Source organism: Gluconobacter oxydans DSM 3504 (assembly GCF_000583855.1).
In the GTDB taxonomy this organism is placed as follows: domain Bacteria; phylum Pseudomonadota; class Alphaproteobacteria; order Acetobacterales; family Acetobacteraceae; genus Gluconobacter; species Gluconobacter oxydans.
In genome coordinates this window covers 161,906-187,869 of record NZ_CP004373.1, presented here as the reverse complement: position 1 = coordinate 187,869, position 25,964 = coordinate 161,906, and the positions used below count along the sequence as shown (strand labels likewise).

The 25,964-nt window shown below is 58.3% G+C and carries 26 protein-coding genes and 1 tRNA gene; 11 read left to right on the top strand and 16 right to left on the bottom strand.

The genetic code is table 11. The features are described 5' to 3' along the window. Positions 1 to 3: 3 nt before the first annotated feature. Positions 4 to 474 carry a hypothetical protein gene (locus tag GLS_RS00865; protein WP_011251742.1) on the bottom strand — a complete coding sequence of 157 codons (471 nt, stop codon included), beginning with the start codon at positions 472 to 474 and terminating at the stop codon, positions 4 to 6. 6 nt (positions 475 to 480) lie between these two features. Further along, positions 481 to 1,950 carry a glucose-6-phosphate dehydrogenase gene (gene zwf / locus GLS_RS00860; protein ID WP_041110593.1) on the bottom strand — a complete coding sequence of 490 codons (1,470 nt, stop codon included), beginning with the start codon at positions 1,948 to 1,950 and terminating at the stop codon, positions 481 to 483. Positions 1,951 to 2,231: 281 nt separating this feature from the next. Between zwf and GLS_RS00855 the strand changes: the two genes are divergently transcribed. Together GLS_RS00855 and GLS_RS00850 are read left to right on the top strand one after the other, a co-directional pair. After that, positions 2,232 to 2,498 carry a DUF2312 domain-containing protein gene (locus GLS_RS00855; protein WP_011251740.1) on the top strand — a complete coding sequence of 89 codons (267 nt, stop codon included), beginning with the start codon at positions 2,232 to 2,234 and terminating at the stop codon, positions 2,496 to 2,498. Between the two features lie 69 nt (positions 2,499 to 2,567). After that, the gene (locus tag GLS_RS00850; RefSeq protein WP_041110590.1) at positions 2,568 to 3,164 is read left to right on the top strand and encodes a hypothetical protein; all 597 of its coding nucleotides are present in this window, start codon (positions 2,568 to 2,570) and stop codon (positions 3,162 to 3,164) included. A 24-nt stretch (positions 3,165 to 3,188) separates the two neighbouring features. Here GLS_RS00850 and proB read toward each other — a convergent pair whose 3' ends face one another. From proB to rplU, 4 genes are all read right to left on the bottom strand, one after another. Then, a complete protein-coding gene (gene proB, locus GLS_RS00845; RefSeq protein WP_041110588.1) occupies positions 3,189 to 4,325 on the bottom strand; it encodes a glutamate 5-kinase in 1,137 nt (378 codons plus the stop codon). Next, a complete protein-coding gene (gene obgE, locus GLS_RS00840; protein ID WP_041110586.1) occupies positions 4,322 to 5,332 on the bottom strand; it encodes a GTPase ObgE in 1,011 nt (336 codons plus the stop codon). The genes proB and obgE overlap by 4 nt, the downstream gene beginning before the upstream one ends. Positions 5,333 to 5,432: 100 nt before the next feature. Next, complete coding sequence (gene rpmA / locus GLS_RS00835; protein ID WP_008851550.1) at positions 5,433 to 5,699, bottom strand: 50S ribosomal protein L27; 267 nt, start codon at positions 5,697 to 5,699, stop codon at positions 5,433 to 5,435. 33 nt (positions 5,700 to 5,732) lie between these two features. Next, positions 5,733 to 6,047 carry a 50S ribosomal protein L21 gene (rplU, locus tag GLS_RS00830; RefSeq protein ID WP_011251736.1) on the bottom strand — a complete coding sequence of 105 codons (315 nt, stop codon included), beginning with the start codon at positions 6,045 to 6,047 and terminating at the stop codon, positions 5,733 to 5,735. 290 nt (positions 6,048 to 6,337) lie between these two features. On the opposite strand from rplU, the gene GLS_RS00825 reads away from it, so the two are divergent. Beyond that, positions 6,338 to 6,427: transfer RNA gene (locus GLS_RS00825), tRNA-Ser, on the top strand. Between the two features lie 109 nt (positions 6,428 to 6,536). Continuing rightward, positions 6,537 to 7,619, top strand: coding sequence for a tyrosine-type recombinase/integrase (locus GLS_RS00820; RefSeq protein ID WP_041110582.1), 1,083 nt, complete (start codon positions 6,537 to 6,539; stop codon positions 7,617 to 7,619). Here the strand turns inward: GLS_RS00820 and GLS_RS00815 are convergent. After that, positions 7,612 to 7,836: a hypothetical protein gene (locus GLS_RS00815; RefSeq protein ID WP_041110581.1), complete on the bottom strand. Its 225-nt coding sequence runs from the start codon at positions 7,834 to 7,836 to the stop codon at positions 7,612 to 7,614. The genes GLS_RS00820 and GLS_RS00815 overlap by 8 nt on opposite strands. A 197-nt stretch (positions 7,837 to 8,033) precedes the next feature. Further along, positions 8,034 to 9,041 carry a hypothetical protein gene (locus tag GLS_RS13475; protein ID WP_226986601.1) on the bottom strand — a complete coding sequence of 336 codons (1,008 nt, stop codon included), beginning with the start codon at positions 9,039 to 9,041 and terminating at the stop codon, positions 8,034 to 8,036. Positions 9,042 to 9,275: 234 nt separating this feature from the next. On the opposite strand from GLS_RS13475, the gene GLS_RS13470 reads away from it, so the two are divergent. Then, positions 9,276 to 9,572 (top strand): hypothetical protein, encoded by a 297-nt coding sequence (locus GLS_RS13470; protein WP_226986600.1) that lies wholly within the window; start codon positions 9,276 to 9,278, stop codon positions 9,570 to 9,572. 293 nt (positions 9,573 to 9,865) lie between these two features. Here the strand turns inward: GLS_RS13470 and mobC are convergent, their stop codons facing one another. Both mobC and GLS_RS00800 read right to left on the bottom strand, forming a co-directional pair. Then, positions 9,866 to 10,240, bottom strand: a complete 375-nt coding sequence (mobC, locus tag GLS_RS13035; RefSeq protein WP_041110577.1) for a plasmid mobilization relaxosome protein MobC — start codon at positions 10,238 to 10,240, stop codon at positions 9,866 to 9,868. 143 nt (positions 10,241 to 10,383) lie between these two features. Further along, positions 10,384 to 11,007, bottom strand: a complete 624-nt coding sequence (locus GLS_RS00800) for a hypothetical protein (RefSeq protein ID WP_041110575.1) — start codon at positions 11,005 to 11,007, stop codon at positions 10,384 to 10,386. 104 nt (positions 11,008 to 11,111) lie between these two features. Here GLS_RS00800 and GLS_RS00795 point away from each other — a divergent pair, with 104 nt between their 5' ends. Together GLS_RS00795 and GLS_RS00790 are read left to right on the top strand one after the other, a co-directional pair. Further along, the gene (locus tag GLS_RS00795; RefSeq protein WP_041110573.1) at positions 11,112 to 11,909 is read left to right on the top strand and encodes a hypothetical protein; all 798 of its coding nucleotides are present in this window, start codon (positions 11,112 to 11,114) and stop codon (positions 11,907 to 11,909) included. Between the two features lie 168 nt (positions 11,910 to 12,077). Next, a complete protein-coding gene (locus GLS_RS00790) occupies positions 12,078 to 12,461 on the top strand; it encodes a hypothetical protein (protein ID WP_041110571.1) in 384 nt (127 codons plus the stop codon). Between the two features lie 623 nt (positions 12,462 to 13,084). Here the strand turns inward: GLS_RS00790 and GLS_RS00780 are convergent. Together GLS_RS00780 and GLS_RS13620 are read right to left on the bottom strand one after the other, a co-directional pair. Beyond that, complete coding sequence (locus GLS_RS00780; RefSeq protein WP_041110569.1) at positions 13,085 to 13,342, bottom strand: hypothetical protein; 258 nt, start codon at positions 13,340 to 13,342, stop codon at positions 13,085 to 13,087. Next, the gene (locus tag GLS_RS13620; protein ID WP_041110568.1) at positions 13,339 to 13,926 is read right to left on the bottom strand and encodes a recombinase family protein; all 588 of its coding nucleotides are present in this window, start codon (positions 13,924 to 13,926) and stop codon (positions 13,339 to 13,341) included. The genes GLS_RS00780 and GLS_RS13620 overlap by 4 nt, the downstream gene beginning before the upstream one ends. A gap of 209 nt (positions 13,927 to 14,135) precedes the next feature. Between GLS_RS13620 and GLS_RS00770 the strand changes: the two genes are divergently transcribed. Continuing rightward, the gene (locus GLS_RS00770; RefSeq protein ID WP_148295873.1) at positions 14,136 to 14,657 is read left to right on the top strand and encodes a hypothetical protein; all 522 of its coding nucleotides are present in this window, start codon (positions 14,136 to 14,138) and stop codon (positions 14,655 to 14,657) included. Positions 14,658 to 14,702: 45 nt separating this feature from the next. Here the strand turns inward: GLS_RS00770 and GLS_RS00765 are convergent, their stop codons facing one another. Next, positions 14,703 to 16,031: a hypothetical protein gene (locus GLS_RS00765; protein ID WP_148295872.1), complete on the bottom strand. Its 1,329-nt coding sequence runs from the start codon at positions 16,029 to 16,031 to the stop codon at positions 14,703 to 14,705. 535 nt (positions 16,032 to 16,566) lie between these two features. Then, positions 16,567 to 16,845 carry a helix-turn-helix transcriptional regulator gene (locus GLS_RS13615; RefSeq protein ID WP_148295871.1) on the bottom strand — a complete coding sequence of 93 codons (279 nt, stop codon included), beginning with the start codon at positions 16,843 to 16,845 and terminating at the stop codon, positions 16,567 to 16,569. Positions 16,846 to 17,991: 1,146 nt separating this feature from the next. Here GLS_RS13615 and GLS_RS13215 point away from each other — a divergent pair. Then, positions 17,992 to 18,660 carry a hypothetical protein gene (locus tag GLS_RS13215; RefSeq protein ID WP_041110563.1) on the top strand — a complete coding sequence of 223 codons (669 nt, stop codon included), beginning with the start codon at positions 17,992 to 17,994 and terminating at the stop codon, positions 18,658 to 18,660. A 154-nt stretch (positions 18,661 to 18,814) separates the two neighbouring features. Here the strand turns inward: GLS_RS13215 and GLS_RS13210 are convergent, their stop codons facing one another. After that, positions 18,815 to 19,555 (bottom strand): hypothetical protein, encoded by a 741-nt coding sequence (locus GLS_RS13210; RefSeq protein WP_148295870.1) that lies wholly within the window; start codon positions 19,553 to 19,555, stop codon positions 18,815 to 18,817. Positions 19,556 to 20,100: 545 nt separating this feature from the next. Here GLS_RS13210 and GLS_RS00750 point away from each other — a divergent pair. Continuing rightward, positions 20,101 to 22,086 carry an ATP-dependent nuclease gene (locus GLS_RS00750; protein WP_148295869.1) on the top strand — a complete coding sequence of 662 codons (1,986 nt, stop codon included), beginning with the start codon at positions 20,101 to 20,103 and terminating at the stop codon, positions 22,084 to 22,086. Next, positions 22,083 to 23,990, top strand: a complete 1,908-nt coding sequence (locus GLS_RS00745; protein WP_041110559.1) for an ATP-dependent helicase — start codon at positions 22,083 to 22,085, stop codon at positions 23,988 to 23,990. Before GLS_RS00750 ends, GLS_RS00745 begins: the two co-directional genes overlap by 4 nt. A gap of 407 nt (positions 23,991 to 24,397) precedes the next feature. Here the strand turns inward: GLS_RS00745 and GLS_RS00740 are convergent, their stop codons facing one another. Next, positions 24,398 to 25,753, bottom strand: coding sequence for a type II restriction endonuclease (locus tag GLS_RS00740; protein WP_052327404.1), 1,356 nt, complete (start codon positions 25,751 to 25,753; stop codon positions 24,398 to 24,400). Positions 25,754 to 25,964: the final 211 nt, after the last annotated feature.

Here is a 25,964-nt window from a genome sequence, read left to right as displayed (position 1 = left end):
GTCTTAAAGAGGCAGGTCGTGGAACGCGCCGGGCGTTCCCGCATCTGTCTGCACGGTCCGCTCCGAGCGGTTGATCTTCAGGCTGAACAGCTTGTCCGCCGAAGGTGTCGTGCCGGGGCAGCCATTACCGTGCCGTCCCAGGACATCCATCGTCGGCGTATTGTCCGCCGCATTGCCGTTGACCACGAAAACGAGGCAGTTGCGCGGCAGGTCCGTCAGGTTGTCTCTCACGACCGCCAGGCGGAGATGCTCCACCAGGGCCGTGTTGTCGAACCAGCTCAGCTTGCTGAACGTGATCTTGTCATAGGACATGTCCAGCAGGCCGGTCCGGACCGCGATGAACATCAGCAGAAAAGCCGGGATGACGACCAGAAGCCGACGCAGCAGGAGCTGTTTGAAGCTGCGGGGCTGCCGGCGCGTGCCCCGGCCTGGAGTGCGGCCCAGGCGGGGTGTTGCGCTTTTATCGTCGCTCAAATGCGGTTACTCCGACGCTTCATGCCAGGTGTCGCCATGGCTGGCGAGCAGTTGTGTCGCCTGTTCCGGCCCATAGGAACCCGCACTGTAGGTCTGCATGGGCGCCTTGTCATGCTTCCAGGCTTCGAGGATGGGCTCGGCCCAGCGCCATGCGGCCTCGACCTCGTCACGGCGGATGAACAGCACCGGATCACCCCGTACGGCATCCAGAAGAAGCCGCTCATAGGAATCCGGGAAGGGAAGGCCCCCTTCCATGCGGATGGAGGTATCAAGATCCGCCGTCCGCAGGTTGAAGACATCCAGCGCAGGGTTCTTGACGTTCAGACGCAGGTCCACGCCTTCATTGGGCTGGATGCGCAGGACCAGCCTGTTGCTGGCCGGGGTGGCGCCGAACATGGTGGTCGCAGCCGGGCGGAACGTCGCGACGATCTCGCTGACCTTCTTGCCGGAACGCTTGGCCGTGCGGATGTAGAACGGCACGTTCTTCCAGCGCGGCGTGTCCACCCAGGCGCGGATTGCGGCATAGGTTTCCGTCGCGCTGGGCTTGCCGAGCTCTTCAAGATAACCCGGAACATTCTCGCCATCGACCACGCCTGCCGTGTACTGCGCACGCACCGTCTCGGTGGCGGCTGTGGCATCCGTGATGGGGCGCAGGGCGTTCAGGACGGCCAGCTTGGCGTTGCGGACGGCATCGGCCTCAAGGGAATCGGGGGCTTCCATCGCGACCAGACACAGCACCTGGAGCAGGTGGTTCTGGATCATGTCGCGAAGCGCGCCGGACGTGTCGTAATAGGCCGCGCGACCTTCGACGCCCACGGTCTCGACCGCCGTGATCTGCACGCTCTCGATATGCTCGCCGGACCAGGCAGCGTTCATGAGCGGGTTTGCAAAACGCAGGGCGAGAACGTTCTGGACCGTCTCTTTCCCGAGATAATGATCGATCCGGTAGATCTGCTTTTCCGGAAAATACTGGCCCACCCCGTCATTGATGGCGGTGGCGGTGGCCATGTTCGTGCCGATCGGCTTTTCGAGAACGACCCGCGACGTGGGGGTGATCAGCCCGTAGCGGTTCAGGTTCTCGCAGATGCTGCCGTAAAGCTGCGGTGCGGTTGCGAAATAATAGACGCGCACCCGGTCAGGCTGTGCCTTGGCCAGCAGGGACTTCAGGGCGTCCCACTGCGGGCCCTCGCGGCTGCTGTCCAGCGTCACGTAATCGAGACGGGCGAGGAAACGCTCGACCAGCCCCGGGCTCAGGATGTCTGAGGGAAGAAACCGCTCAAGGGCGTCTCGGGCCCGCGCGACATAGGCCTCCCGGTCCAGCTCCGTACGGGCGGCTCCGATGATGCACGCATCATCCGGAATCTGGCCCATCCGAAGGCGGTTGTAGAGCGCGGGCAGCAGCTTGCGCATCGTGAGATCGCCAGTGGCGCCGAAGATGACATAGTCGAAAGGCTCGACCTGCTGGAAATGTTCCATGGAAGACTCTCTGACCTCTCGAACCCGCAGACCGGGAAAAAAGGGTTAGGGTTCAGGCCTTTTCAGGCACCGTCTAGTTCCCTGTCAGGGCCCTTCCTGTCAAGGGACGGGCCCTGCACGACCTCGGGAGAAAAGCTTCGTCATCTTCACGCGTTCATGAAACGTGCACATAATTCCGTTGACCGTCCGGCCCTCATCACGATAAGCCGCGCGGCGGATGCTGTGTTCGTGCAGCGCCGGAAAATACAGCCAAGACTTACGCCTCAGGAAGGAAACCGGACATGGATGCAGAAAGCAAAAGCGAAGGCGCTGCCACAGGCGGGATCGCTGCGGACCGTCTGCGCTCCATCATCGAGCGCGTCGAGCGTCTGGAAGAGGAGCGCAAGGCTCTGGCCGGGGACATCAAGGATATTTTTTCCGAAGCCAAGTCCGCCGGATTTGACGTAAAAGTCATCAAGCAGATCATCCGTCTGCGCAAGCAGGAGCCGGCCGAGATCGAGGAGCAGGAGACCCTGCTTGATATCTATCGCCGTGCCCTTGGTATGTAATTGCGGGACATGTAATTCCGGCCTCCGGATACCCGAACGCGCCACCTTCAGACTGGACCAGGCCTCCTTATGATGTCTGATTTTTCATGGCTGCCGGGCTGGGCCTTCGGGTGCCTGGCCGTGGTGGCCGCCCTGTTTGCGCTGGCGCTGCTCTGCATGCCCTTCGCCGTCTTCGGTACCAAGCCGCGGTTGCAGGAACTGGAGTTCCAGATCGCGGAACTGCGGGCGGAACTGCGGGCGCTCAACATGCGGCTGGCCGTTTCGACACGGCCTGACAGTCTGCCTGCCGGACCCGACAGACAGACCGTTGCGGCTGTTGAACCGCGTGCGGCTCATTCAGCCCCGACCCTGCCGGATGAGGATTATCTCATGCCGGTGCGAAGCCTGCGTTCCGATCTGCCGTCCTATGAGGATGGGCCGGGAGCAGGGGATCCCGAAACCCTGCCGCGTCGCGGTCAGTCCTCCCAATCCGCCCTGCGGGCGGAGATGTCCGACGTCTCCGAACGCGCCTGGGCCCGGGCGCCATGGGAAAAGGATGTTTCGACGACGGGTCGCCAGCCCCTTGGTCGCAGCATGGACAGGAAACAGGGCAACAGACCGGTCGTCGAGGAAGACGCCTACCGGCCCCGCTCGGAGCCCAAGCTCCGCTGGCCGCCCAGAGACTAGCCAGCGGCGCGCAGGGCCGACCCGTCAGGGAAGATCGAGCGCCAGATCATCCCGATGGATCAGGGCATCACGTCCGCGATATCCCAGAAGCTGTTCCATCTCGCCGGAGCGATGGCCGATCAGCTTCTGGCTCTCTTCGGAATCATAAGCAATCAGACCGCGCCCGATAATGCTTCCGTCAGCATCACGGATGAGTACCAGATCGCCGCGCCCAAAGCTGCCCTCAAGGCCGGTCACGCCTGCTGGCAGGAGAGACGCGCCCTCTTCAAGAGCACGACGGGCGCCGGCATCGATCGTAAGTGTCCCCTTGGGCTGAAGGCTGCCACCGATCCAGCGCTTGCGGGCGGAGCCGGCATCGGTCTGCGCCATGAACCATGTGCACAGACCGCCATTCTGCAGCCTGCGGAGCGGATGATGCTCCTGGCCGGCCGCGATCACCATGTTTGCACCCGCGCGCGTCGCAATCCGGGCCGCAAGGAGCTTCGTGCGCATTCCGCCAGAGGAATAACCCGGCGGCGGTTCGCCCCCCATCGCCATGATCTCGTCCGTCATCTGTTCGACAACGGGAATATGCCGCGCGGACGGATCCTGTCGCGGGTCCGCCGTATAAAGCCCGTCGATGTCGGACAGCAGGACCAGACAGTCGGCTCCGGTCATCTGGGCCACACGGGCGCCCAGGCGGTCATTGTCGCCGAAGCGGATCTCGCCGGTCGCGATGGCATCGTTTTCGTTGATGACGGGAACACAGCCCAGATCGAGCAGGGTCTGAAGCGTGGCGCGCGCGTTGAGGTGGCGCTCACGGTTTTCCGTATCGTCCGGGGTCAGCAGAAGCTGGGCGGCGACCAGATCATGGCCGGCGAGGGCCGCGCTCCAGCCCTGTGCCAGTCCGATCTGGCCGACACTGGCCATGGCCTGCTTTTCGTCCAGCCGCAGGCGGCGGGATGTCAGGCCGAGGCGATGTCGCGCCAGGGAAATCGCGCCCGAGGACACGACGATGACTTCCGCGCCCCGGGAACGCAGGTCGGCAATATCCGCACAGACGCTCTGCAGCCATTCAAGACGAAGGCTTGCGTTCGCGGAATCGACCAGAAGCGCACTTCCGATCTTGATGACGATCCGGCGGGCCTGCGCCAGACGAGGAGCAGAAGCCGGAGCGGTCATCCCTGCCGATCCTTTTTGGCAGCGGTCACGCGATCCTGAAGCAGCCGGAGCAGTTCGGGCAGGCCTTCCTGTGTCGCGCCGGACAACATCATCACTTCCGCGCCAGAAGCCTTTGCCAGAGCCCGCTTCTTGGCGGAACGCTGGGTTGGTGTCAGGGAATCGCACTTGTTCAGGACGATGATTTCTGGCTTGGCCGCCAGCTCGGGATCATAGGCCTCAAGCTCCTTGCGGATCAGGCGCCAGTGCTTGACGATCTGGCTTTCCGTGCCGTCGATCAGATGCAGCAGTGTCGCGCAACGCTCCACATGCCCGAGGAAGCGGTCCCCAAGACCAGCGCCTTCGCTGGCCCCTTCGATCAGGCCGGGAATATCGGCGATCACGAACTCTTCCGTATTGTTCAGCCGCACCACGCCGAGCTGCGGATGCAGGGTCGTGAACGGATAATCGGCAATCTTGGGACGTGCCCGGGACGCGACGGAGAGGAGGGTGGACTTGCCTGCATTGGGCAGACCCACGAGGCCGATATCAGCGATCAGCTTCAGACGCAGCCACACCCAGCGCTCTTCGCCCGGCCAGCCCTTGTCGGCCCGGCGTGGCGCACGGTTGGTGCTGCTCTTGAAATGGGTGTTGCCAAGGCCGCCATCGCCACCGCGGCACAGCAGGACTTCCTTGCCCTCGGCGTCGAGATCGGCCAGCAGGGTCTCACGGTCTTCGTCAAAGATCTGCGTGCCGACCGGCACGTTGATGGTGACATTGGCCGCAGCGGCACCGGTCCGGTTGGAACCTGCGCCATTGCCGCCCTTGCGGGCCTTGAAATGCTGCGTGTAGCGGAAATCGATCAGCGTGTTCAGGCCGGGAACCGCGCGGAAAATGATGTCACCACCACGGCCGCCATCACCGCCGTCCGGCCCGCCGAACTCGATGTATTTCTCGCGCCGGAATGCGATCACGCCGTCCCCACCGTCACCGGAACGTACATAGATCTTGGCCTGGTCGAGAAACTTCATCGTATTGTCCGCAAGAAAAGGTGAGGGGCGCTTTATACGCAAAAAGGCCGGTCCCGAACAGGACCGGCCCCTTCCGCTCGCGCTGGAAAACGCGGGCTGCTTATTCAGCAGCTTCCGGCAGTGCCACGGAAACGTGGACACGGCCTTCTGCGCGGCGCTGGAACTTCACATGACCGTCCACGAGAGCGAACAGCGTGTGGTCGCGGCCGATACCGACATTGGCGCCAGCCTTCATCTTCGTGCCGCGCTGGCGGACGATGATGTTGCCTGCGATGACGCTTTCGCCACCGAACTTCTTCACGCCCAGACGACGACCTGCACTGTCGCGTCCGTTACGGCTCGAACCGCCTGCCTTTTTTTGTGCCATGGCTGTTTATCCTTACCTGGAGTGTCGGGCCGATCAGGCCGCGTTGATCGCGTTGATGCGCAGGACGGTCACCGGCTGGCGGTGGCCGTTCTTGCGGCGGCTGTTCTGACGGCGACGCTTCTTGAAGATGATCACCTTCGGCAGACGATCCTGAGCAACCACGGTTGCCGTCACGGTTGCGCCAGCGACCAGCGGTGCGCCAACGGTCAGGGTGCCTTCGCCGCCAACCATCAGGACGTCGGTGAAGGTGATGGTGCTGCCGGCTTCAGCTTCGAGCTTCTCGACCTTGAGGATGCTCTCGGGAGCAACGCGATACTGCTTGCCGCCGGTGCGGATGACTGCGTACATTCTGGAAACTCTCTCTGTTCCGATCTCGTGGCCGCTTTTGCCGGGTTGACCCGATCTGGCGCGACCCAGTCGCTTTTTGTCGTTGGCTCCATGCTGCCCAATCAGAATTGGAACACGGAACAGCCGCGGTCGATACAGATACGAAGGCTTCCAGTCAATCAGAAACGGCGAAAAAACCCTTTCCAGAGCATCTTTCTCTCAGGAACAGCCTCTGGCCCTCTTGCAATGTCCGAAAAACCCCGTCATAAGCCCCTCCGTCGATCAGGTTCAGCGCAAAAGCAGAGCCGTACGGAGAGGTGCCAGAGTGGTCGATTGGGGCGGTCTCGAAAACCGTTGTGCCTTCGCGGGTACCGTGGGTTCGAATCCCACCCTCTCCGCCAAAAACTCCCATTCCTGAGCAGTCCTCCGAAAAATACCCCTGATTATTTGTGGCAATCTGTGGCAATGGCTTTTTCCAACGGTTTTGGAATGGGGCAGGATTGACACAAGGTGAGCATCACAAAGCGAGGGCCAGGTCAGTGGCTCGTCAGGCTCCGACGCAAGGGCCACTCGTTCGCTCAGACATACAGCACATACGAAGAAGCTGAGCGGGAAGAGGCTCGCGTGAAAGCCGAGATGACCGGGGGCAGGTACGCAGACCGCCGCCATGAACAAGATACTCCTCTGTCAGTGCTACTCGAACGGTACCTTGAGGAAGAGACGCCCAAAAAAAAAGGGGCCAAACAGGAGACCAATGTGGTCAAAGCCTGGCTCAGGAGCGACCTAGCACGGCTCCCCGTTGCATCTATCACGCCCCGTCACATCGCCAAGTGGAGAAATGAGCGGGTCAGGGCTGGCAGGGCTCCATCGACCATCAGCAACCCAATGAATTCACTCTCTGCGGTGTTCAAGACGGCAGTCACAGAGTGGGGTTACAATCTCACGAACCCTTGCACTGGGGTCAGGCGCCCGACGCCGAAGCCCCCTCGGTCCGCATATCTAACAGCCGAGCATGAGACCGCCCTCTTGGAAGTATGCCGGGAGCCTGGACGCCCGGCATGGCTCCTGTGGGTCGTCAAGCTGGCTATCGAGACCGCGATGCGCCAAGGGGAAATCCGGCGCGTCCGTTGGGAAGATGTTCATGACTGGGGGATTCACTTGCCCGAGACGAAGAACAGCGAACCGCGTGACGTTGCAGTTACGGAAGCCGGGCGACGGACCATCAGCGAAATGAGACACGCCCTGGGCCACCTGTCGGCAGAGAGAGGTGGCTATGTGTTCGGCCATCCTGACCTCCCAGTGGCTGACGGCGGATTTACAATCGACCAGGTTGCCTATCACTATGTCAAAGCCATGAAAGAGGCCGTCCGCCGCACGGGGATGCCCCGGCTGACTTTCCATGACCTGCGGCACGTCGCTATCACACGACTGCGATATGTTCATCTTGATGCGATGGACCTGAGCAAAACAACGGGACACAAAACGCTCACGGTCCTGGCCCGATATGACAATGAGAAGCCCGAGAACAGGGCCGCTGCCATCAGAGAACGTGAGCGCGCTCTGATGGCCAAGAGGGCTGGGATTACTAAATGACCTCCAGCCCAACGCCCAGGGCAAGCACGCCATCCATCCGGTGAACTGACAGCGCACATGCGGGCATGTCCAGCATCCCGGCCATCCTTTCAATGATGATGTGGTCCGTCATGCTCCTGCATCGGGCCAGGGCATCGACAAGCGGCCCATCGTCAATGTCCCGAACTCCTGCCGTTTCCGCTCCTGGTGTTCCCACCCAAATCACCACATCCACCATCACTCAATCTCCTTCTGTTAAGCTGGAAACACAGAATCACGGAATGAGAAAACACGCAATAACCGGCAGAAAACAGCCGTTTATGAGGCGCTCATCAATTCATGATGGCACCCATGACGTGTGATGGCGCTTCATGAAAAAGGGCCACCAGTTCATGACGAATGGCGGCCCTTACTGTCACATTTTGTTTCAATAAATCAGAACTTCAGGCGCTCGATTTCGTCATCCAAATGGACCTCTGGCCCCAACTCGGGCGCATCAATCTCCACACGCTCCTTCGCTGCCAGGGCCTGCGCCTGGCGGGCTTCTTCGACACGGGCACGGCGTTCCGCTTCTTCCCGTTCGGCTTTCTCTCTTGCCTCGATTTCCGTGAGCTTGAGACGTGCCGGGGCCGTTTGGTCAAGCCAGCCATCGTGTTCCGCCTGGCGGGCCAGGGCGACCCGCTCCCCTTTCTGCGTGATGGCGTTGTCATCAGGAAGGTTGCCGATATATTCCTTCAACTTCTCGGCTTCCTGATGGGCAGCTTCGTGCTCCTTCGGGTTGCCAGGAAGCTGACCGACAACCCGAGGACCACCGAAATTCGGGTGGGGGATTTCTGGGATTCCCAGCACTTTCAGGACAGTATTGATGAGCTTGAGAGCCAGCCCGGCGGCGATGTCCGCCAGCTTCTCGATGGCCTTGCCCTCCGCAATCTCGTCCCGTGGAGCTGTCCTCTCGATAGCTTTTTCGGCGGTTTCCAGGCGTTTTTCGGCCTTCTCCCGGACCGATTGCACCCGCCTGCGGTACTCGTCAGCGATACGGGCAGGGTCCCGGTTTGCGTCTGACCATGGGGATTCACCGATGACGCGACGAAGGGCGTCCTTGTCGTCCGGGAGAGGTAGCGATTTCGGTCGTGATGGAACGGCCTGTGCTGCTGGTGTCTCCGGGGTAGGAGCTGGCCGGTCGGTATCACTGAAGGCCCTGGGCCTGCGTGATGCCGAGGGCGTCTCAAGGATGGCCTGCTGACGCTGACGCTGCGCTTCCTGCTCCTGTACCCACGAAACGTACTCAGAAAGCCCATATGGGTATTCGGTCCCGTGGCGCTTCTGGTAAATGACCTCGAAGGCCCGAAACGCCCCTTCGGCCCGCTTCTGGTTCTGAGGGCTGAGAGCCTCATATCCGCCCTGGGCTCTGGTCCACGCTGGTGATTTCCGTGCCTGTGTCATTTCTGCCGATACCTCCTGCGCTGGGATTTTCAGGAGCCGATGCAGAGCCGTGACCTCTACACCCTCAACTGACGCGACCCAGGCCCCTGGACGCTTTCCAGGCACCAGGTCGATTCCGACATGATGCAGTGTATCTTTGAAAGAGAGGCAGTTTTCCGGGTCTCTCGTCGCCCATGCCTGCACGATGGCGGACTTGATGGCGGGGGTTTTGAGGCCGTTCCTGCGGAGTATCTGGTGCGTCTCGGCACTGTACGCCGCTCTCGGCTCGCCTGCGCCTGGTCCGAACTCACGCCAGCGCACCAACTCAGCAAACCTGACAGCCTCAGGCAGACCTTCACGCTGCATCGCCGCAAGCACGGCTTTATCGTGTTTGCCGTGGGTCACTGGATGGCCCAGACGGATTTCTGCAATGCGCCCCAATTTCTCCTGCCTGGCACGCGTGAACTTGCTGTCCAGTGCGCTGCCATCGGGGCGGAGTTCTGGGACAATCACATGCCAGTGTCGTTCATATCCCTGACCGCCCTGGCGTGATTTCTGATGCTCCACGACTGTTGCGTCAGCCAGGTCAAACCCAAACTCATCAGCGATAGACCGGAAGACCTGCTGGGCCTGGTCTCGCGTCGTGGCCTCTTCCGGGGACACTGAAAAATGGCGATTGCTGTATGTCCGACCAGCCGCCTTTGCATCCTCATGAGCTGCCTGGACCATGTGCCTGCCGCCCTGTATAATGGTCATTGATTCATTATCAGCGCCATGGAAGACATGCTTGATGAGTGCCCAAGGCCCTTTCTTCGAGCTGACCCGAATTCTTGTCGCACCGATAATCACTGACTCTGCCGCCTGGTCCGGCTGCCGCCCTTGCGTCTCGGGGCGTGGGCATCATGAAGAAAATCCGAGACTTCCGACATGAGGTTGCCCAGACGGTCGAGTGCCGCCGATGGGTCCGCATGGCCGCCACCGTTGAGGCGGTGGGCAATCTGATTCAGATTGTTTCCGCAGGCTGAGAGCTCACGCCTCAATGAGCGGATTTCATCAGCGAGTTGCCCAGGGTGTCGGGTGCCTGCCGAGGCGTCTGCTGCGAGCGCCCGGAGCCAGGCGGTGCGGTTAGTCCCGGCCGCATGGGCTGCCTGTTCCCAGGCTGCGAGGTCAGCCCGTGATGCGCGGACGCGGAAGCTATGAAGTCTGTCAGTCGTGGCCATGCCTGCCTCCTGGGGGTTCCACAGGGGGAGCGGAGCGCCCCCTTGGCCAGCCTGTTCATGGGGTCCGAAGGGCCACAATGAACACGCCTGGCTATGTCGCAGACATTAGAAGAGAGGCACGCAAACCAGATGGATTTCAGAGGTCAGAAAAGGAAGTGAGGGATGCCGATGAACACCCCGGCCATCGCGGCCAGCGCGGCCAGCGGACGGACCCACGACATGACAGGCTCCCACCGCTCTTGGCGGCGGCGCTTCATCAGGGCGGCGTGCTCCGTGCCTTCATACAGCCGCTCGAAAACGTGTTGAGCTGTGCCCCGGCGTGCTGGCGTGAGCTGAAGACCGCTGGCCCGTGCGGCTGCATAGTGCTGGAACGCTCTGGCGGCACGCTCACAATCACTGTCGAGATATGGAGACTCCCAAGTGTCGCCCTGGCTGCGGCACTCGGCATAGACGGTTTCGCGGTCATCAGGTGTGAGCGTGTAGTTCTCAGCGTAATGCCACAATTCATGGAAGAGCGTGCTCTGTGCGTAGGTGCCGACGCTGCTGTAAAAAAGTGTGCACCGCCCATGGGAATGCACGCCGCTCGCGTGGGAAGTCGGGGGAGCAATGATGACCTCGGCCTCCGGCGCAATGCGCTCGTGGTGGCTGACCAGATTACTCTCACAGTCTGCACTCGGCACGCCGTAACTGTTGCCTCTGGTCGGGTCGTACTCGAACTTCACTTGCTCACTGGTTCCCAGCCTGCGCCCCTGGATGATTTCCTTCATGCCGCCGTCTCCCGTCTAATGTGGCCCTCCATTCTGTTGCCTTGGCTTGCATACGAGCGTGAGAAACTGGCAGAAAACCGCACAGTTTCCGGGAGCATATCCACATGAAAGAACCGTCACCAGCCGCCCATGTTGGCGGTATCTTTGAGCATTTGCTTCCTTTCGTCGCTGTCACGGTGGAGCTGTGGCGTGTGCTGATGGAAAAGCTGATGGACGATTTGGAGACCCAGGGTGAGGCAGACCGGCGGCTCTTGGCGGCGAGACCGCACAGGTTCGACACACGACCGGGAAGAGATGCGCTTCAGTGTGCCCTGCGTGAGCGCACTGCGGACTTGAAAGAAGCGCGTGACCGGGCTGAGGGGCTTCCGAAAGGCTGGTTCTCATGGACCCGGACCGCGCGGGAGAGAAAGGCGGCCATAGATGAGGCGACGGCAGCCCTGGCGGAGTGGCAAGGCCGTGGGACGATAAGCTTCATTCAGGCCGAGGCAGCAAAGATGGAGCGGGCGCGGCTTCGGCAGGATAAGAAAATCCGGGATTTCGATGCCCGTCCGGATGTTGTCCAGGCGGTCAGGCGGCTTGACGATTTGCCTGGGGTGCTGCGGATGGCGGAAGGCCTGGCGGAGCTAGAGCCAGACAAAGAGCTCCATGCTGTCTTGGCTCCTGTCGTTGCCCAAGACGGGACACTGTTGCGCGTCAATGCTCCTGCTGGCCTGGCGCTGCTGAGGCGACGGGTGGCCATTGCTGCCGCTGTCTCAGGGGCTGTCGGAAAGAGCGGGGGTCCGAAAGATACGATGCAGCCGGAGCCGGACCAGTCGGACCCGGAGCCTGCTGATGTGGTTGCGGCGGTGTGGGAGCAGGCAGCGGGGATGGGTCTTGATGACCTGGCGTCCTTGGGAATGTGACCGGCGGCTGGCGACTGGTGAGGCGTAGCCGAGACCTGCCGCCCCTGGCGAGGCTGCCGCCCTGGTCGATAGACCAAGGCGGACAGGGGAGCTGATAAGACGATTTCCCATCCGGATGTTCAGCCCTCGGAGTATAATTCTCTTGGAATATCGAGAGGAGACGGGGTGATGGCAGAGCTCATTGAGATTGAGAGAGCCCTAGCGGCCTGGCACCGGATGGATGGCCGGTTCTCTGTAGAACAGGAGCACCCCGGCGACAGATTTGTCAGGCTGAGCTATAATAAGCGGTACACGCTTGAGGCACTCATCACGACTGCACCGTTTGGGGTCGTTGGACTTGAAATCAACGGCGTAGATTACGGAGCGGCGATTTCCACGTGGTTGCTGACGGACCCGTGCTCGCGCCTGCTGGAAGGCCCCGCATCTGCGCTGAGGCACGCCCTTCGTTTGCTGTCTAATTCTACTGACACTCGCACTGCCGCGACCGCTTTCAATGTTGTCTTGCTGTGGTTTCTGAAGTGCGAGCAGGCAGACAAGACGTGTAATGCCTGATGGAGAGTCTGGATTGCATGGCCAGATGGGAAGATTGATGGCCCCAGAGGAGGGGGCCATCATGATAGATATCAGTGTGCTACCAGAGCCGATTTTCCTTGCGAACTGTCGCAGATATCGTCTGACGCTACCCGACCTCTGGAAGCCAGAGGCGCATGGATATTTCCGGGAACTCACGGAACAAATCCGCTGTGAAATGCCTCTGCCGCGTGAGGTCGGGGGCATCCGTGAGCTCGGTATCTTGCTGAGTCCCAGCGCTATCAAAGCTGACCCAGAAGCCCCGGTTCTTCCGGCCATCCTAGTCCAAAGTTTTTTCTGTCACCACAATCCGCCCCGGCTTATGCCCGGTCACAGTACGCTTCTTCCTGAGGGCGACCGCATCGGTCTCGACACGTCAGTGCCTGAGCCGTTGCTGTCTCTGCACCGTTGGTCTGCGTTCGTCGCTGAACAAGTCCTGTTTGCCCTCGACCACCCAGACAAATCCAACCTAGCGTTGTCCACGATTTCCAGTCAGCCTGGCTGACCGTAGGCGCAGCCGGAGCACCTTTTCCCCAGGCGGAGAGCGACTTCAGGGTCTAGCTGAGGAGCCTGGGGAAAAGGTGTGGCAAGCGTGGTCAACGCGGTCACTCTGTGTACTCTGCAACTACACACAGAAATCCATAACTGACGTACGCATCGCACCGGCGACCGATGGCCTGGCTGGCCTGAGCCGCAACGTCTTCTAATGATGCGCCATTAAGGAAATCATGAAGCAGGGCGTGGCGCAGGTGGTCGAAGCCGGGCAGGTTGTATGTGCGTCTATCAAATTGCCCGAATGGCTGGCGGTACTCTTGGATAAAGCAGTCGTCGGGCTGGTCCGGAACTTCCCATTTGAGTGTCACGCTGCTGCCGCTTTCTCACGCTGTAGAGCTCGGACGATAGAAGATTTCGAGACCCTGGCAATCTGTGCCGCGTTTCTGTGAGAGTGGCCATCTTCAATCAATTTGAGAGCCAGGCCCACGGCGCGGCCAGTTTTCCGAGGGCGGCCAATGGCCTTGCCGGATTTGGTGCCGTGCTGGCGGGCATTTTCGAGACCGGCAAGGACACGCTCGGTAATCAGGTCTCTCTCGAACTCTCCAACAGCAGCGAGGACAGTGCGGAGCAGGCGACCGATAGGCCCGGAGATTCTCCCTCCAAGCTGAACGACCACCACCTCGACCCCCAGGCTGTCCAGGTGGTCGAGCGTCCTGAGCACATCAGCGGTCGAGCGCCCGAGGCGGTCGATTTTCGTGACGACCACCTCGTCGCCTGGCTTCAAGCTCTGGACCATCTCAGAGAAACCTGGACGGTCCAAGGCTTTGGTCGCCCCCGACACACCGGTGTCGCTGAAAATGTTCGGCCTCTCTACCCCCTGAGCAAACAGGTCAGGAAGTTGACTGTCGATTGACTGTTTCGAAGTCGATACCCTGGCATATCCGTATCTCATAGCAACAATCCTCCCGCCGACTTTTGACACCAGGGTTTTGACACCACAAAACCCCTTGGAATCATTATAGAGTCGGGCGGGTGCATAAAAGAAATGGTTTATGCACCCAGAAAATTGAGAGGATTTGAGCGCTCTAACATCTGCGAAGTTTTGATACGGTAGTGGTCTTCCGGCCATTAAAGATTTCAGTAGAAGTGATAGGTGGTAGAATGACCGATATGGCACCGAGCATTATCTCGGCATTATCAGGATTGGGTGGTGCATCTATTGGTGCGTGGGCCGCGTTGTATGGAGCTGCTCGAACGGAAAACCGAAAGCGTAATCTCAGAAGCCAAGACCTCTGTCGCTTGTTCATTGCAGTAATCAATGCCGGTAATGGTGTTGGTCCAGGTGAATTAAGCAAACGCACCAGAGCCATCATTGAGAGAATTGTATCTGGGAAGAAGGTGGGGGTCTTGCCGCAAAACGAGGATGGCACGCCAACATATAAGATTATTCAGGACCGTTTTGACGAGTTGGGGCTGCTGCCGCCTGACCTTGCAAAAGAATTAATTTCTTATACTCTTAGCTGGGAGCAGGTGATAAATATCCACCCTAAAGTTTATGATTCCAGCACTGTCTTATCCCTCCATGCCATGGTTGGATACCTAGATGATATTGATAAAATGACACCCCGCTTGCTTGAAGCGTTGCGGTATCATGCACAAGGAAGGGGAACTTTAACCCTATAATGCTCTACCCTTCTTCTTAGCTAAGCCGTTTTGTATCGCGTGATGTTAGGCCGCTGAATAGAAGGCCATGAAAGCATTGTCGTTCACGGGGTCTGCTAAACGCATACGGCGCGGACGTGCTGCCGTCGTGGTGGCCGGGTCGGTCTTCCGGTTCCTATTGAGATTGGTCCGCATCTTCTCGACTACTGGGCCAATCGGGCCTTCCCAGAAGGGACCACATGCCATCACTGACGCCCTGACCTGAGCATCATTCAGACGTGGATTCAGTTCACGATAGAAGGCGGAGAGCTGCTCGAAGTCTTGCATGGTCGGCTTGTAGACCTCAGGAGCCTGGCCTTCATGCTGAATGGCTTGGGCAGGCGTGTCAGATGGCAGGGATGGGACTGACGGCAGGTGATTTAGGTCTTCACGCTTAGGCGATGACTGACATGATGAAATCTGGGTTGGACTATCTGATGCCTTACTGTGGACCTTAATGCCGCCCACCCCCCGAGCCCTCTGGACGTTCCTCTCAGCCCATCTGGCAGCCTGGTCGCACCTGGCCATAATCATGTCGAGACCAGAACGACCGATTTCGGTGGTGGGAGTTCCCGTGAATCTCAGAACGATAGAACACGGCTCACATGTGCTGGAAAACCGTGGGTGTGCTGCGGTCCGGCCCAGCACAATGTTTTCCATGCGAGGAGCAGGCTGGCCGTCCCTGGCGACAACGGGCGGGCGGGGTTCCAGGCGTGGGCGCTGCACCCTCCTGAGCTCACGTTTGCCGCCTGGGCCTGGCACCCAGCGGATTTCCTCACGGTTGTCGCTCAGCGATTTGCAGAAAACCTGGAATGAACGGAGCGGCTTCACGCGGGTGACACCCAAGGTAGCGCGATAGTACCAGGCCAGCTCATCGGGCGTCAGTTCGTCGATGCCGACCAGTCCGTCAGCTTTATCGTCTGCGGTCAGGCCCTCGCGGCCCCAGGACAACTTGAGGACGTAACGGACAACTGCCGACGCGTTCCGCAGGGCTCCGCAATCACGCCAGTGGACGCCGCCGAGACGCTCCCGGCTCCATCTCAGGAACCGGTCCCAGTCCTCGGGGGTGAGGCGGCGCATCGGACGATAAACCAAGTCGGCGTGGAGATTCACGCCGTCTGCTGTTGTCCCCTCGGCTCGGCAGAAAGTATCGTTATCGCCTCTATAGATGACCTCGATGCCGTATCTCCGCCTGGCCTCTGACGACCACCTATTGATACGGTTCAAGAACTCGGCGCGTCGAGCCTTCAGGTCTGCGCCCCAAGGGACGCGCTGGCCGGATGTCGCCACGGCATACCGGCAAGTTCGGCCTCGGTTGACGCAGTGCTCCAGGAAGAAGGACAGACGCCGAATCATGCGGTGCCTGTGCCTCTGGGCAAACTCCGGCAGAAGATGCAGGCGGCGGAATCCCGTGATTCTCTCACACTCTCCCGTCAGCTCACCTACAAGAGTGATATCCCGGGTGTTGTCCCTGGCCTGGATGCCAGCCTCTTCCAGAGTGGCGGCTATTCTCTCTGTCTGCGAGATGATTGCCTCGCGGCTCGCGGCATAGCTGTCGAAATCGTCAGACGTCAGGCCACACCCACGGCTGATGGCTGTGAGGAGCTGTATAGGTCTGTCGGTCCTGTGCCGCTGTCCTGGCATAAAAAATCATCCGCACGTCCTGGCGGAATGGCTTGAAAACGGCAGTTTACTGCGATATATTGAAGCCAATCCGCACTAAGCCCGTTCGCTTTCAGTTAGGTCCTGCAAGACCGATGACCTGAAGGCGGCGGGCTTTTTCATAATTGAACAGTGCCGGAGTCCTGGATTTCCAGTTTTCCAGACATGCTCGGGTGTTCACGAACTGTTTCAGTCCATACTCACTAATGAAACATTCCGTGAGGTGCGTTCATGCGGCGATTTTGCGAGGTCTGCCCCGGCCTCTGGCCTGGCGGGCATAGACGGAACCGTCAGCCAGAGCAGCAAGCCAAGCGTCCAGGTCGGCGGGCCGATAGAAAATGCGGCGACCGATACGCAGGACAGTAGGTCCAGGGGGGAGGGGGCGCTCTGTCGATGAGCGCCGACGCGGGCCATCTGTACGCAGTCGATACAGGTAATCAGTCGAAAGTCCCAAGCGGTGAGCGGCTTGACGTTCCGTGAGGACGAGGGGAGTAATGAGGGCGGACATATGGCGAGGCTCCCATGCGAAGGGATTTGCCTGGCCGTTCTTCCGGGCTGGCGGACCCCGGAACTTATTTGCCATGGGCACCCCATTGGGGTCTCTGGGCTACTGATGCGCCCCACGACAAACCGCGCTCTTGTCCTTTTTGCCTGCCACAACCGGCGCAGGTCGTCAATGGGGAGAAGAGTTCACGGGAAAGTGAGGAGGGCCAATATCTGTGGCAATCCTTGTGGCAATTTGTGGCAATGGGAGTCCGGGTTGTGCCAATTCCTGCCAGCCCATGCCAATTTATGCCGAGAGTAAGTCATTGAATATATGGGAAACATTGGAAAAGTGGCAGTTTTCTGCGGCTCAAAATTCCGTCTCGAAAACCGTTGTGCCTTCGCGGGTACCGTGGGTTCGAATCCCACCCTCTCCGCCAGATAAATCAAAAATTCCCAGATTCTTCAGGCAGTTATTTGATTTATCAAAATCCATCCCATCTTGGGTCCCATCTTAAAAAATGCGTCATCGTGCAGCGTCCGGACGCGATATGCGTCGTCCTGTAAATTTCCCGAAGTGACCTGCTGACTGAAATCCTGTGTTTTTCAAAGGCATCCAGATGCTCTGAGGACGCAACTGAAGCAGCGATCCGCGAAAATTCGCTCAGAAATGTCTTGAAATCGTCGCCCGTGTTCAGCTAACGTTCTTGGGTTAGTTGACACCACGTTACAGAAGACTTCCACAAGGGAAGTGCACGACCTGCCTCTGATCGAAGCAGCAATTTTGCAGAATCTTGAACGCCCAAAAAACCAGCGAACCAGGTGTCATCGTGAGCCCCGCAAGGGGCATGGTTGGATGAGCGTATCATGGATTCTACACTACCAAGTCGTCCCTCGGGTGACTTTTTTATAAGCCGCCGCGAAGCCGCGACACGGCTCTGTGTCTCTCTCTCGACAATTGATCGGTACGTCGCGGCCGGGGTTCTGCAACGCTACAAGATCGGACCACGCCGGACGCTTTTCCGGCTACGCGACGTCGAGCATCTCGTCCGTCGTGACGATGTCGGCTTTCAGGCACCTGCGCCGGTGCCCTTGAGACCGGATTTCTAGTCATCTCGCCCCTTCAGGGCAGACCTCTGCAAATCCCGCCTCAATACTGAAAGTCGAACCGATGTTTGATGTCGCTGAAATAGAATTTTCATGGGAAGCTCCATGGAGCTCTCTTGAAGAAAAAAATTTTGCCCAGGATTTTTTCTACTGGCATCTCACGAATGTCTTCAAAGGCCCCATGGAAGGCACTTATACAGATCCTGATCACCCGCAAGCCAGTTGGACACTGTTGGACATTTCCAAAATCGTCGGGCGCTCTTTACCGCGCGATATCAGCGTAAGATGGTCCCCCGTTTATTTCAAAAACCCAAATTTCTCAAACAGGAAAACAGACGAGATCATAGAGAGGCTGACACTGCGACAGCCCCATTCAACAACCAGGGGCCCGGACTTTTGGACACAGATAGATGCGCTCATGGAATTGCTGTTTGCCCGGACATCCTTCTGGTCTGATGCCTTGACACTGGATGACCTTCTTCCGCAGCTGACATCAGGCCGGATGATCCAGGTTCATGACGAATACCGGAAGGCAGGTCTGCCACTCAATGTGATTGCAGAACACGTTCTCTTTTATAAAAGACCAATCCGGTCCGATGAGCAGCGCGATGTTGCTCGCGCTTTGAGGGATCTTGGTTGGACACAGCATCGCACTGCTAAAGCCCGGCTTTGGATAGCACCCCCTGATCTTCCATCGCGAGACCGAAACAAGCCCCGATGGCATCACAGGTGAAGCCCCTTTGAGTCGCAGTGGAGAGCCGCACCTTGGCGGCCGCCGTTGAAGCAAATCTGACACCCTCAAGTTGTCAGCTATGGAGGGAAACCGGTCAGTCCGCTCTCAAGCTAAATTTTTGAGAAATGGCTGCAAGTTTATAAAAAAACACAGATCAATAATCTTCAATGAAAATATTGTCTCCAAATGTATTGTTAAAGACTATTGTTTCATTAATACAACCAATATTAAATTTTCCATTTTCAAGAAATTGAATATCTGACACTTGCCATATGTAAAAACATCTACCTGCGACCGGACTAGGTGTTGCTATTCGTGGCCGGAGTGCGTTCCGTTTCCCCGCCGAAGATGCTCCGCTGGCAGAGCGTTCCTGGTCCTGCCCCCATCGGGTTAAGGAAGTGATAGGGCTGGTTTCCGAACAGTTAAGATACAAGAATATACCTGTGTGGAAATTAAGTGCTTGAGGATCGGTGTACAATCTAAGTTTTCTAAAGTCATGATACACACTATAATTGGATGGATTTCCGCATTTTATTTCAATAGCGAGAGAATTTCTTGTTATATTATCAGGACGATGAAGGCATATGTCTGGGATTACCGATCCATTTCCATCTTGTGAAAATAAATCGGGAAATCTCCGTTTAACCTGATTCCATTGTTCGAGTGGCATTGCGCGCTGAAACGCACCTTCAGTTTTTACATGGTCTCCATGGAATTGCAGGCCTTCTATATTTTGATTCTGCCCCTCAGCCTGAATTCTTTCATAAATAGTTCTGAGATGAAAATATATATTTGGATGAACATTCCTCTCAATGACTCTACTTCCATCTGGGAGATTTGTAAAAAATTCGCCACGTGTCATTTGACCCAAGGCTCGCCTTAATAAATGACGCATTTGTTTCTCTCTTATTTGTGTTTCCGTTCATGAGGCATTTGTTTTACATAAACAATTATCTGTCTATTATTTTTTTGGGGAATACTAAATTTTCGTCATGATTAATGTCCGCATTTGACAATCTCGAAATATGCTGGATGTCTGCCATGAAGACGTTCAGGACGTTTCATCGCTTTCCACATAGCGGACACGAGCAGCACGATCTCTCGTGGGCGAGTTTGGCTGTTTGAAGGCTGACAGCTCTGGGGATGACAATCGACAATAGCAGTCGTTCGTGCAACCGCTGAGGATGCGATTTCAGTTCGGCACCACGCAAGCCTGCCGCAGACGTATGACCCATAATCAGCCACTCAGTGGTGGTTCGCAGCGTCTTGGAAACGGCCGTTTTATTCAGAACTGGTTAGCTTTCCTTCGCCGTACATTGATATGATGGTACACGCTGGACGGAGCGACGTTGCATCCGCATGATCGTGCTGTGGTGTCCCGAGAGGCCCCCTCACTCTACCGCCGATGGCGCTTGAGCCAATACCTGGGCGACTGGCAAATTGGATCAAACGGCTGTTGCCGCCGCCAGCATGGAAGGGGTACGATTGCTTCAAAGAGAGGGGCAGATTTCTTTGCAGATCAAACGTGTCACTATAGCGAATTTCCGGTCGATCAAGCGGGCCGAGATAGAGCTTGGGGCGACGACCGTGCTGATCGGCCCGAACAACGCGGGCAAAACGGCCATTCTCGAAGCCATCCGCATTGCCCTGACGCGCCGGTGGGGACAGCGCGGCACCGGATTTACCGAGTACGACGTGCATCTGTGCGCGGCACGCACCGACCCCAAGGTCGGCGACCCGGTCGTCATAGAAATCGAAATTCAAGAGTCGGTGGTCGCCGAGTGGCCCGAGGAGCTACACGAAACACTGGCCGACATCATCCAGCTCAATCCCATGTCCGGGCAGGCTTCGATCATCATGCGCGTGAGTTGCGCATGGGACGACGGAGAACAAAGCTACATTCCCAAATGGGAATTTCTCAACACCGACCGCAACCCGCTGGCTGGAAAGGGCGCACGGGCAACGAACTTTCAGGAGTTTTTTTCGTTCTTGCCCGTCTTCTATCTCGACGCACTGCGCGACGCTGGCGACGAATTTGCCCCGCGCAGCCAGTTCTGGGGACGATTGCTCCGGACCGTTCAAATCCCCGAACTGCTTGAGCAAAAGTCGGTTCGCATTTTCAATCTCTTGAACGCCAAGTTGCTTGCCGCCGACCCGTTGCTGGGCGATTTGGCAACCTCGCTCTCCGACATCAGCCGCGTGGCGACAACGGGCACGCCCGGGCAGGCGAACCTTCGCGTGCTGCCGTTGAACACATGGGATTTATTGTCGAAGGCAGAGGTCATTTATCAAAATGACGGGACGAAGCCGTGGCTGCCGCTCATGCGGCACGGGCAAGGCGTACAAAGCCTGTCCGTGATGTTCCTGTTCCGCTCGTTCGTCGAGCTGTTGCTTGGTGAGCTTTATCGCGCCGAGAGCACCCCCGTGCTGGCCTTGGAGGAGCCGGAAACCCACCTACATCCACAAGCCGCCCGCACACTTTTTGGCCACGTCGCGCAGCTTCAGGGCCAGAAAATTATCTCGACGCACTCTCCTTATTTCCTTCAGCATGTGCCGTTTCGCGACCTGCGTGTGGTCCGCGCTGGCCCGGACGGCACGATCATTAAATCGCTGCCGCGCGAGTTTCGCTGCCGGGTACCGAATCTGCCTACTTTTGCGCCCGTCATAGCCGCATCCGGCGGGCTCCTCGAATATGACGGCGGCCTGTCCGAGCTGGTCATTAAAGGCAGCTTGGCGATGCCCACCTACAAAAAATTGCTCGGCGCCTGTCAGGGGCAGGCCGAAATGGCTGCAATCCACGCCCGATTGAAGGCGGCGCGAGACGCATCGCTCGAATTTATACCCGATGAGGATTTGCAGAAGCTCGAAACCTTTGCGCGAAGAATACGAGGCGAGATATTCTTCGCCAACAAGTGGCTATTGGTGGAGGGGCAATCCGAGTATCATTTGGTCCACGGCATGGCCAAGGCGATGAATTTCGATCTGGACGAGCATGGCGTTGCCGTGATCGATTTTGCCAATAATGGCAACTGCGGCATGTTTACTGCGCTGGCGCGGGCGCTCGGATTTCCTTGGACTATGATCGTCGATGGCGACTTGGCTGGCAATCAATACATAGGGTCTGTCCAAGCGCGCAATTTCACACCCGCCGAAGTGGCGCAGCTCACACATCAGATCGCCGGGCAGACACTGGAGCATCAGCTCGTCGCCGATGGCCTGCAACCGGAACTGAAAGCTATCCTGATCAACCAAGGTATGCCCGGGGTCGCAGCGATGGACGACGCGGCGCTGATCGCCACATTGTCAAGCGACAAATGCGGCTATGCCGCCGAACTGGCGGCGCAATGCGCGACCAGCTTGCCGCTGACCCAGCGGATGCCATTGGCTATCCGGGAAGCGATCGAGACTCTCAGAGGGCTGCCATGACTGAATTGGAAAAGGCGCTAAGCGAGCTGACACCGGCGCAAGCGGCAGCGACAAACTGGGTCGATGGCCCTCTCTTCGTGCTAGCCGGGCCGGGATCAGGCAAGACGCGCGTCCTGACCACGCGCGTCGCGAAGCTCCTCGCGGAAACGCCGGACAAATCGTTCCGCGTCATGGCATTGACTTTCACTAACAAGGCGGCCGACGAAATGGCCAGCCGCATCGAGGCGGTCGTGCCCGACCAGCAGCAGCGGGCGACCATCGGTACGTTCCACTCTTTCTGCATGCAGATGTTGCAGCAGCACGGCTCGCATATCGGCATAAATCCGAATTTCGCGATCTATTCGCTGGAGTCGGATCGGGCGGACCTTCTCAAGGAAGCAATCCGGGCGAACGGGCTGGACAGCGACGACGATCGGTTCCTGGGTATGATCGACAAGCTGAAGGCACGGTTGATCCAGCCGGATGGCTGCGCGAAGCTATTCAAGGACAGCGGCGTCGGGCAGCGCGTCGAGCTGGTCTATAGCGCCTATGAAGCGGCGCTCCGATCGGCTAACGCGCTCGATTTCGGATCGCTCATCGCGCAGTCCTACCGCCTGATTTCCACATACCCGGGCGTCGCGCTCCACTATCGCCGCGCCTACGCTTATTGGATGTTTGATGAGTTTCAGGACACGACGGATGGGCAATACAAGCTCATCAAAGCCCTCGCCGGAGACGGCTTCCGCAACGTGTTCGCGGTCGCAGATGACGACCAAATTATCTATCAGTGGAACGGCGCGAGCTATAAGCAGATCCAGCGGTTTCGGGCTGACTTCAACCCGACTGAAATCCAGCTCCCCACCAACTATCGCTGCCCGCCGAGCATCGTCGCCGCCGCCAATCGGCTCGTCGTTCACAACACGCAGCGCACGGCTGCCAAGCAGCCGCTGGAAGCGGGTAAGACGACGCTGCGTTACCCGGACGGACAGCACATTAACCTCTTGCGCTATTCGACGGAGGAGGCAGAGGCGACGTCGATAGCGGCTGGTATCGCCGGGATGCCCGAAGGCAAGCGTGGCCAGATCGCGGTGCTGGCGCGGACCCGGGCGCTGCTCGAACGAATGAACACCGCGCTCGCGAATGCCGGGGTCGCCGCCGCTATTGCACAGCGCCGGGACGACTTCCGGTCTGCACAATTTTTGTGGCTGGCCGCTGCGTTGCGGCTGGCGGCACGCCCCGCCGATCGGCGCGCCCTCGATACGTTGACCGGCGCGTTCAATCGCTGGTTCGACCTTGGCGTTTCGTCCGACGACATCGCCGCAGGCGCGGAAATCAGCGGCCGTTCGCTGCTCGCCGAATGGGCCGGGGCCGTTGGATCTAGGGAAGACGACCAAGCAAACGCCCTGACCGGCATGGCGACGGCGCTGAGCGCCCAGCCGACGACGTTTCGCGCGTTCATCGACCAAGTTCTCGAAAAACTTCCCGCCGAGGGAAGCGAGGACGCGACTGATATCGACGAGGACCGGACGGCTTGGGTGTCACTCGTTCGGAGTATTGGTCAGGCCATCGGGCGCGACGCGGGACTCGATCAATTTCTACAGGAACTGGCGCTGCGTTCGAAAGAACCGCCGGTTCCCGACAATGCGGTCACGCTCATGACCATTCACAGCGCCAAGGGGAAGGAATTCGACCACGTCTATGTGATCGGCCTGTCCGAAGACGTTTTACCCAGTTTTCAGAGCGTGAAGGCCGGGGAACAAAGCGCCGAAATGGAAGAGGAGCGGCGCAACTGCTTTGTGGCGATCACGCGGGCGCGGGAGTGGCTCTGCCTCTCCTATGCTGATCGCTACCGGGGGTGGTCAAAGCAGCCTTCGCGCTTCCTGCTGGAAATGGGGCTGAACCTGCCGCAAGCCGTGAGTGCGTAAAGCCCAGAATCGACCTTACGGCGACCGCGAGAGGTGGCGTTTGGTAGCTGCCGCCGCGATACATCATCTTTCCACCAAGCACGGCCTTTCCGGAGGGACGGACGATGCGTCATCCCGCGCAAAGCGGACTGGCAGCAATTAGAAACGACGCTAGCGCCGGCCTATGACCGGGTAGAGGCGCATAGCGACCGTCACACGCAGTTGAATGAACGGCAGAAAACGTCGTCTGAGCGTTCCAAAGCAGCCTGACCGCTCCCCCCTTTGCCTTTACGAACAGGGGGAAGCGTCATAAAGAAACGTCCGGCTACTCTCCTTTTCCTACTCAGTGTTGAATATACACTGGGTTTGTCCCAGTTGGTTTCAGCTAATCCCGGCAAGGTTCAGGCATGTGCCGAGAAGGAGATTTATCACCATGCCGCCAGATGCGGCTTGATGAAATCCCTGCAGAACTGTCCAAATCCCACCACATTGGCGTGACCTGCATACTCGGCCTCTTTCGCTTTCAAAAGACTTTCCGGGATCACCAGCCTTACGCCGATAGACGCCATATCCTCAATGACACTGCCAGCGATGTTCTCATCAACAGTTGTCAGGAACAGAGGTCGTCCGCCCATCTCCCGTTCCACCTGTTTCCATCGCTCCCGCAGGGTTGTCTTGGCACTCAGGATCAAACCGGTCTTGGCATCGAAGCGATCGCTATCAACGAAACTCAGGCTGGGAAGAATAAAGTCCGGTCGTTTCTTTGATTCAAGAACAACCTGTTTTTCAAAGGGAATACCACCATCCCGCAACATGACTTCAATATGATGCTCGTAGGAATAACCTGCTCTGGATTTCCGCTGCTGGCCAGCTGATAACATAAGCGCATCAATTTCCTGCCGGGTATCAATCAGCCTCCGAATGATATCAGCAGGAGACGGGGTATACGGCGTTTCACCCATCACAAGCCGAACCAGTTCTACTGCGTATTTGCGGTGCTGATGTTCGCGAAAGAGATTCCATTCGATCGTTCGGCTGAGTGTCCTCAGATCGTCACCAGGAGCCTCAAGGGCAAACGGGTCGATCTTCGTCAGGCCCCGTTCCCGCATAAAGACAGCCTGAGCCTCACGCGCCAGATCGAGGGTAGTCGGCATGGCAGCCCGCCCGTCAGCGAAAAATCCGATTTCACCCTGCATCCAGGCCGCAATAACCTCTCCGGCAAAGTCGAGAACCTTTTCCTGCTCCTCCGAGCGGATCACGGCAGGCTCGAAAACGCCGGATACAAAATCGGCCTGCAGCCCGAACAGGTCACGCAGCAGTTCGAATTCGTCACCACCGGAATCAATGGTCAGACATTCGTATCGCCAACCATCGCGTTTTTTCTGGCGCCCCATAACAAGAAAGGAGGCCGGTAGCAGATCTGCAAAAGCTGCCTTTGGCAGCACCGTCAGGTGGGTTTCGTTGCCTTTGCTGGTATAGTGGACAATGTGGCTTGTGCGTTCTTCGCCCACCTGTGGCCAGACGGTCAGAAAAAAAGCCTCACGGATTTCGGCAGCACCAGCCTGTTTGCGCTTCTTGACTGTCAGCTCCGGAAAGAACCCGCTGTCCCGTGTTTCCACAGGGATAAAGACCCCGGCCTGATGTTTGCTGCGGTTATGGGCCCAGTCACGGTCATTATTCCGAAGCTTTTTGACCATGATCCGGTCGGCTGTCGCGAACAGGCGGGATAGCAGGCCGGCATCCGGAGCTGCCTGTTCAAGAGCCATTTCAGTCTGGGATGACATCGATACCTTTAATCTCATGAACGAACGGAATCACAGAAAGCCACGGTATAGGCTCCCTAACAACCCGTCCCGGGTTCTGGTACATACACTTCTCCCTATCTGCTCCCGCACCTGCAGTTCCCAGCACTTAAAACGCGAAGCGTATCGCTGCCCCCTATTAAATCTCCTCCTTTCCTTGGAAGAACATTTCGAGAACCATTCTTGATTTCTG

Bases quoted from the DNA above. Each gene is read 5' to 3' on its own strand.
- zwf (WP_041110593.1), bottom strand. From the start codon at position 1,950: ATGGAACATTTCCAGCAGGTCGAGCCTTTCGACTATGTCATCTTCGGC.
- GLS_RS00855 (WP_011251740.1), top strand. From the start codon at position 2,232: ATGGATGCAGAAAGCAAAAGCGAAGGCGCTGCCACAGGCGGGATCGCT.
- GLS_RS00850 (WP_041110590.1), top strand. From the start codon at position 2,568: ATGATGTCTGATTTTTCATGGCTGCCGGGCTGGGCCTTCGGGTGCCTG.
- proB (WP_041110588.1), bottom strand. From the start codon at position 4,325: ATGACCGCTCCGGCTTCTGCTCCTCGTCTGGCGCAGGCCCGCCGGATC.
- obgE (WP_041110586.1), bottom strand. From the start codon at position 5,332: ATGAAGTTTCTCGACCAGGCCAAGATCTATGTACGTTCCGGTGACGGT.
- rpmA (WP_008851550.1), bottom strand. From the start codon at position 5,699: ATGGCACAAAAAAAGGCAGGCGGTTCGAGCCGTAACGGACGCGACAGT.
- rplU (WP_011251736.1), bottom strand. From the start codon at position 6,047: ATGTACGCAGTCATCCGCACCGGCGGCAAGCAGTATCGCGTTGCTCCC.
- GLS_RS00815 (WP_041110581.1), bottom strand. From the start codon at position 7,836: ATGGTGGATGTGGTGATTTGGGTGGGAACACCAGGAGCGGAAACGGCA.
- GLS_RS13475 (WP_226986601.1), bottom strand. From the start codon at position 9,041: ATGACACAGGCACGGAAATCACCAGCGTGGACCAGAGCCCAGGGCGGA.
- mobC (WP_041110577.1), bottom strand. From the start codon at position 10,240: ATGGCCACGACTGACAGACTTCATAGCTTCCGCGTCCGCGCATCACGG.
- GLS_RS00800 (WP_041110575.1), bottom strand. From the start codon at position 11,007: ATGAAGGAAATCATCCAGGGGCGCAGGCTGGGAACCAGTGAGCAAGTG.
- GLS_RS00795 (WP_041110573.1), top strand. From the start codon at position 11,112: ATGAAAGAACCGTCACCAGCCGCCCATGTTGGCGGTATCTTTGAGCAT.
- GLS_RS00790 (WP_041110571.1), top strand. From the start codon at position 12,078: ATGGCAGAGCTCATTGAGATTGAGAGAGCCCTAGCGGCCTGGCACCGG.
- GLS_RS13620 (WP_041110568.1), bottom strand. From the start codon at position 13,926: ATGAGATACGGATATGCCAGGGTATCGACTTCGAAACAGTCAATCGAC.
- GLS_RS00770 (WP_148295873.1), top strand. From the start codon at position 14,136: ATGACCGATATGGCACCGAGCATTATCTCGGCATTATCAGGATTGGGT.
- GLS_RS00765 (WP_148295872.1), bottom strand. From the start codon at position 16,031: ATGATTCGGCGTCTGTCCTTCTTCCTGGAGCACTGCGTCAACCGAGGC.
- GLS_RS13615 (WP_148295871.1), bottom strand. From the start codon at position 16,845: ATGTCCGCCCTCATTACTCCCCTCGTCCTCACGGAACGTCAAGCCGCT.
- GLS_RS13215 (WP_041110563.1), top strand. From the start codon at position 17,992: ATGTTTGATGTCGCTGAAATAGAATTTTCATGGGAAGCTCCATGGAGC.
- GLS_RS13210 (WP_148295870.1), bottom strand. From the start codon at position 19,555: ATGCGTCATTTATTAAGGCGAGCCTTGGGTCAAATGACACGTGGCGAA.
- GLS_RS00745 (WP_041110559.1), top strand. From the start codon at position 22,083: ATGACTGAATTGGAAAAGGCGCTAAGCGAGCTGACACCGGCGCAAGCG.
- GLS_RS00740 (WP_052327404.1), bottom strand. From the start codon at position 25,753: ATGTCATCCCAGACTGAAATGGCTCTTGAACAGGCAGCTCCGGATGCC.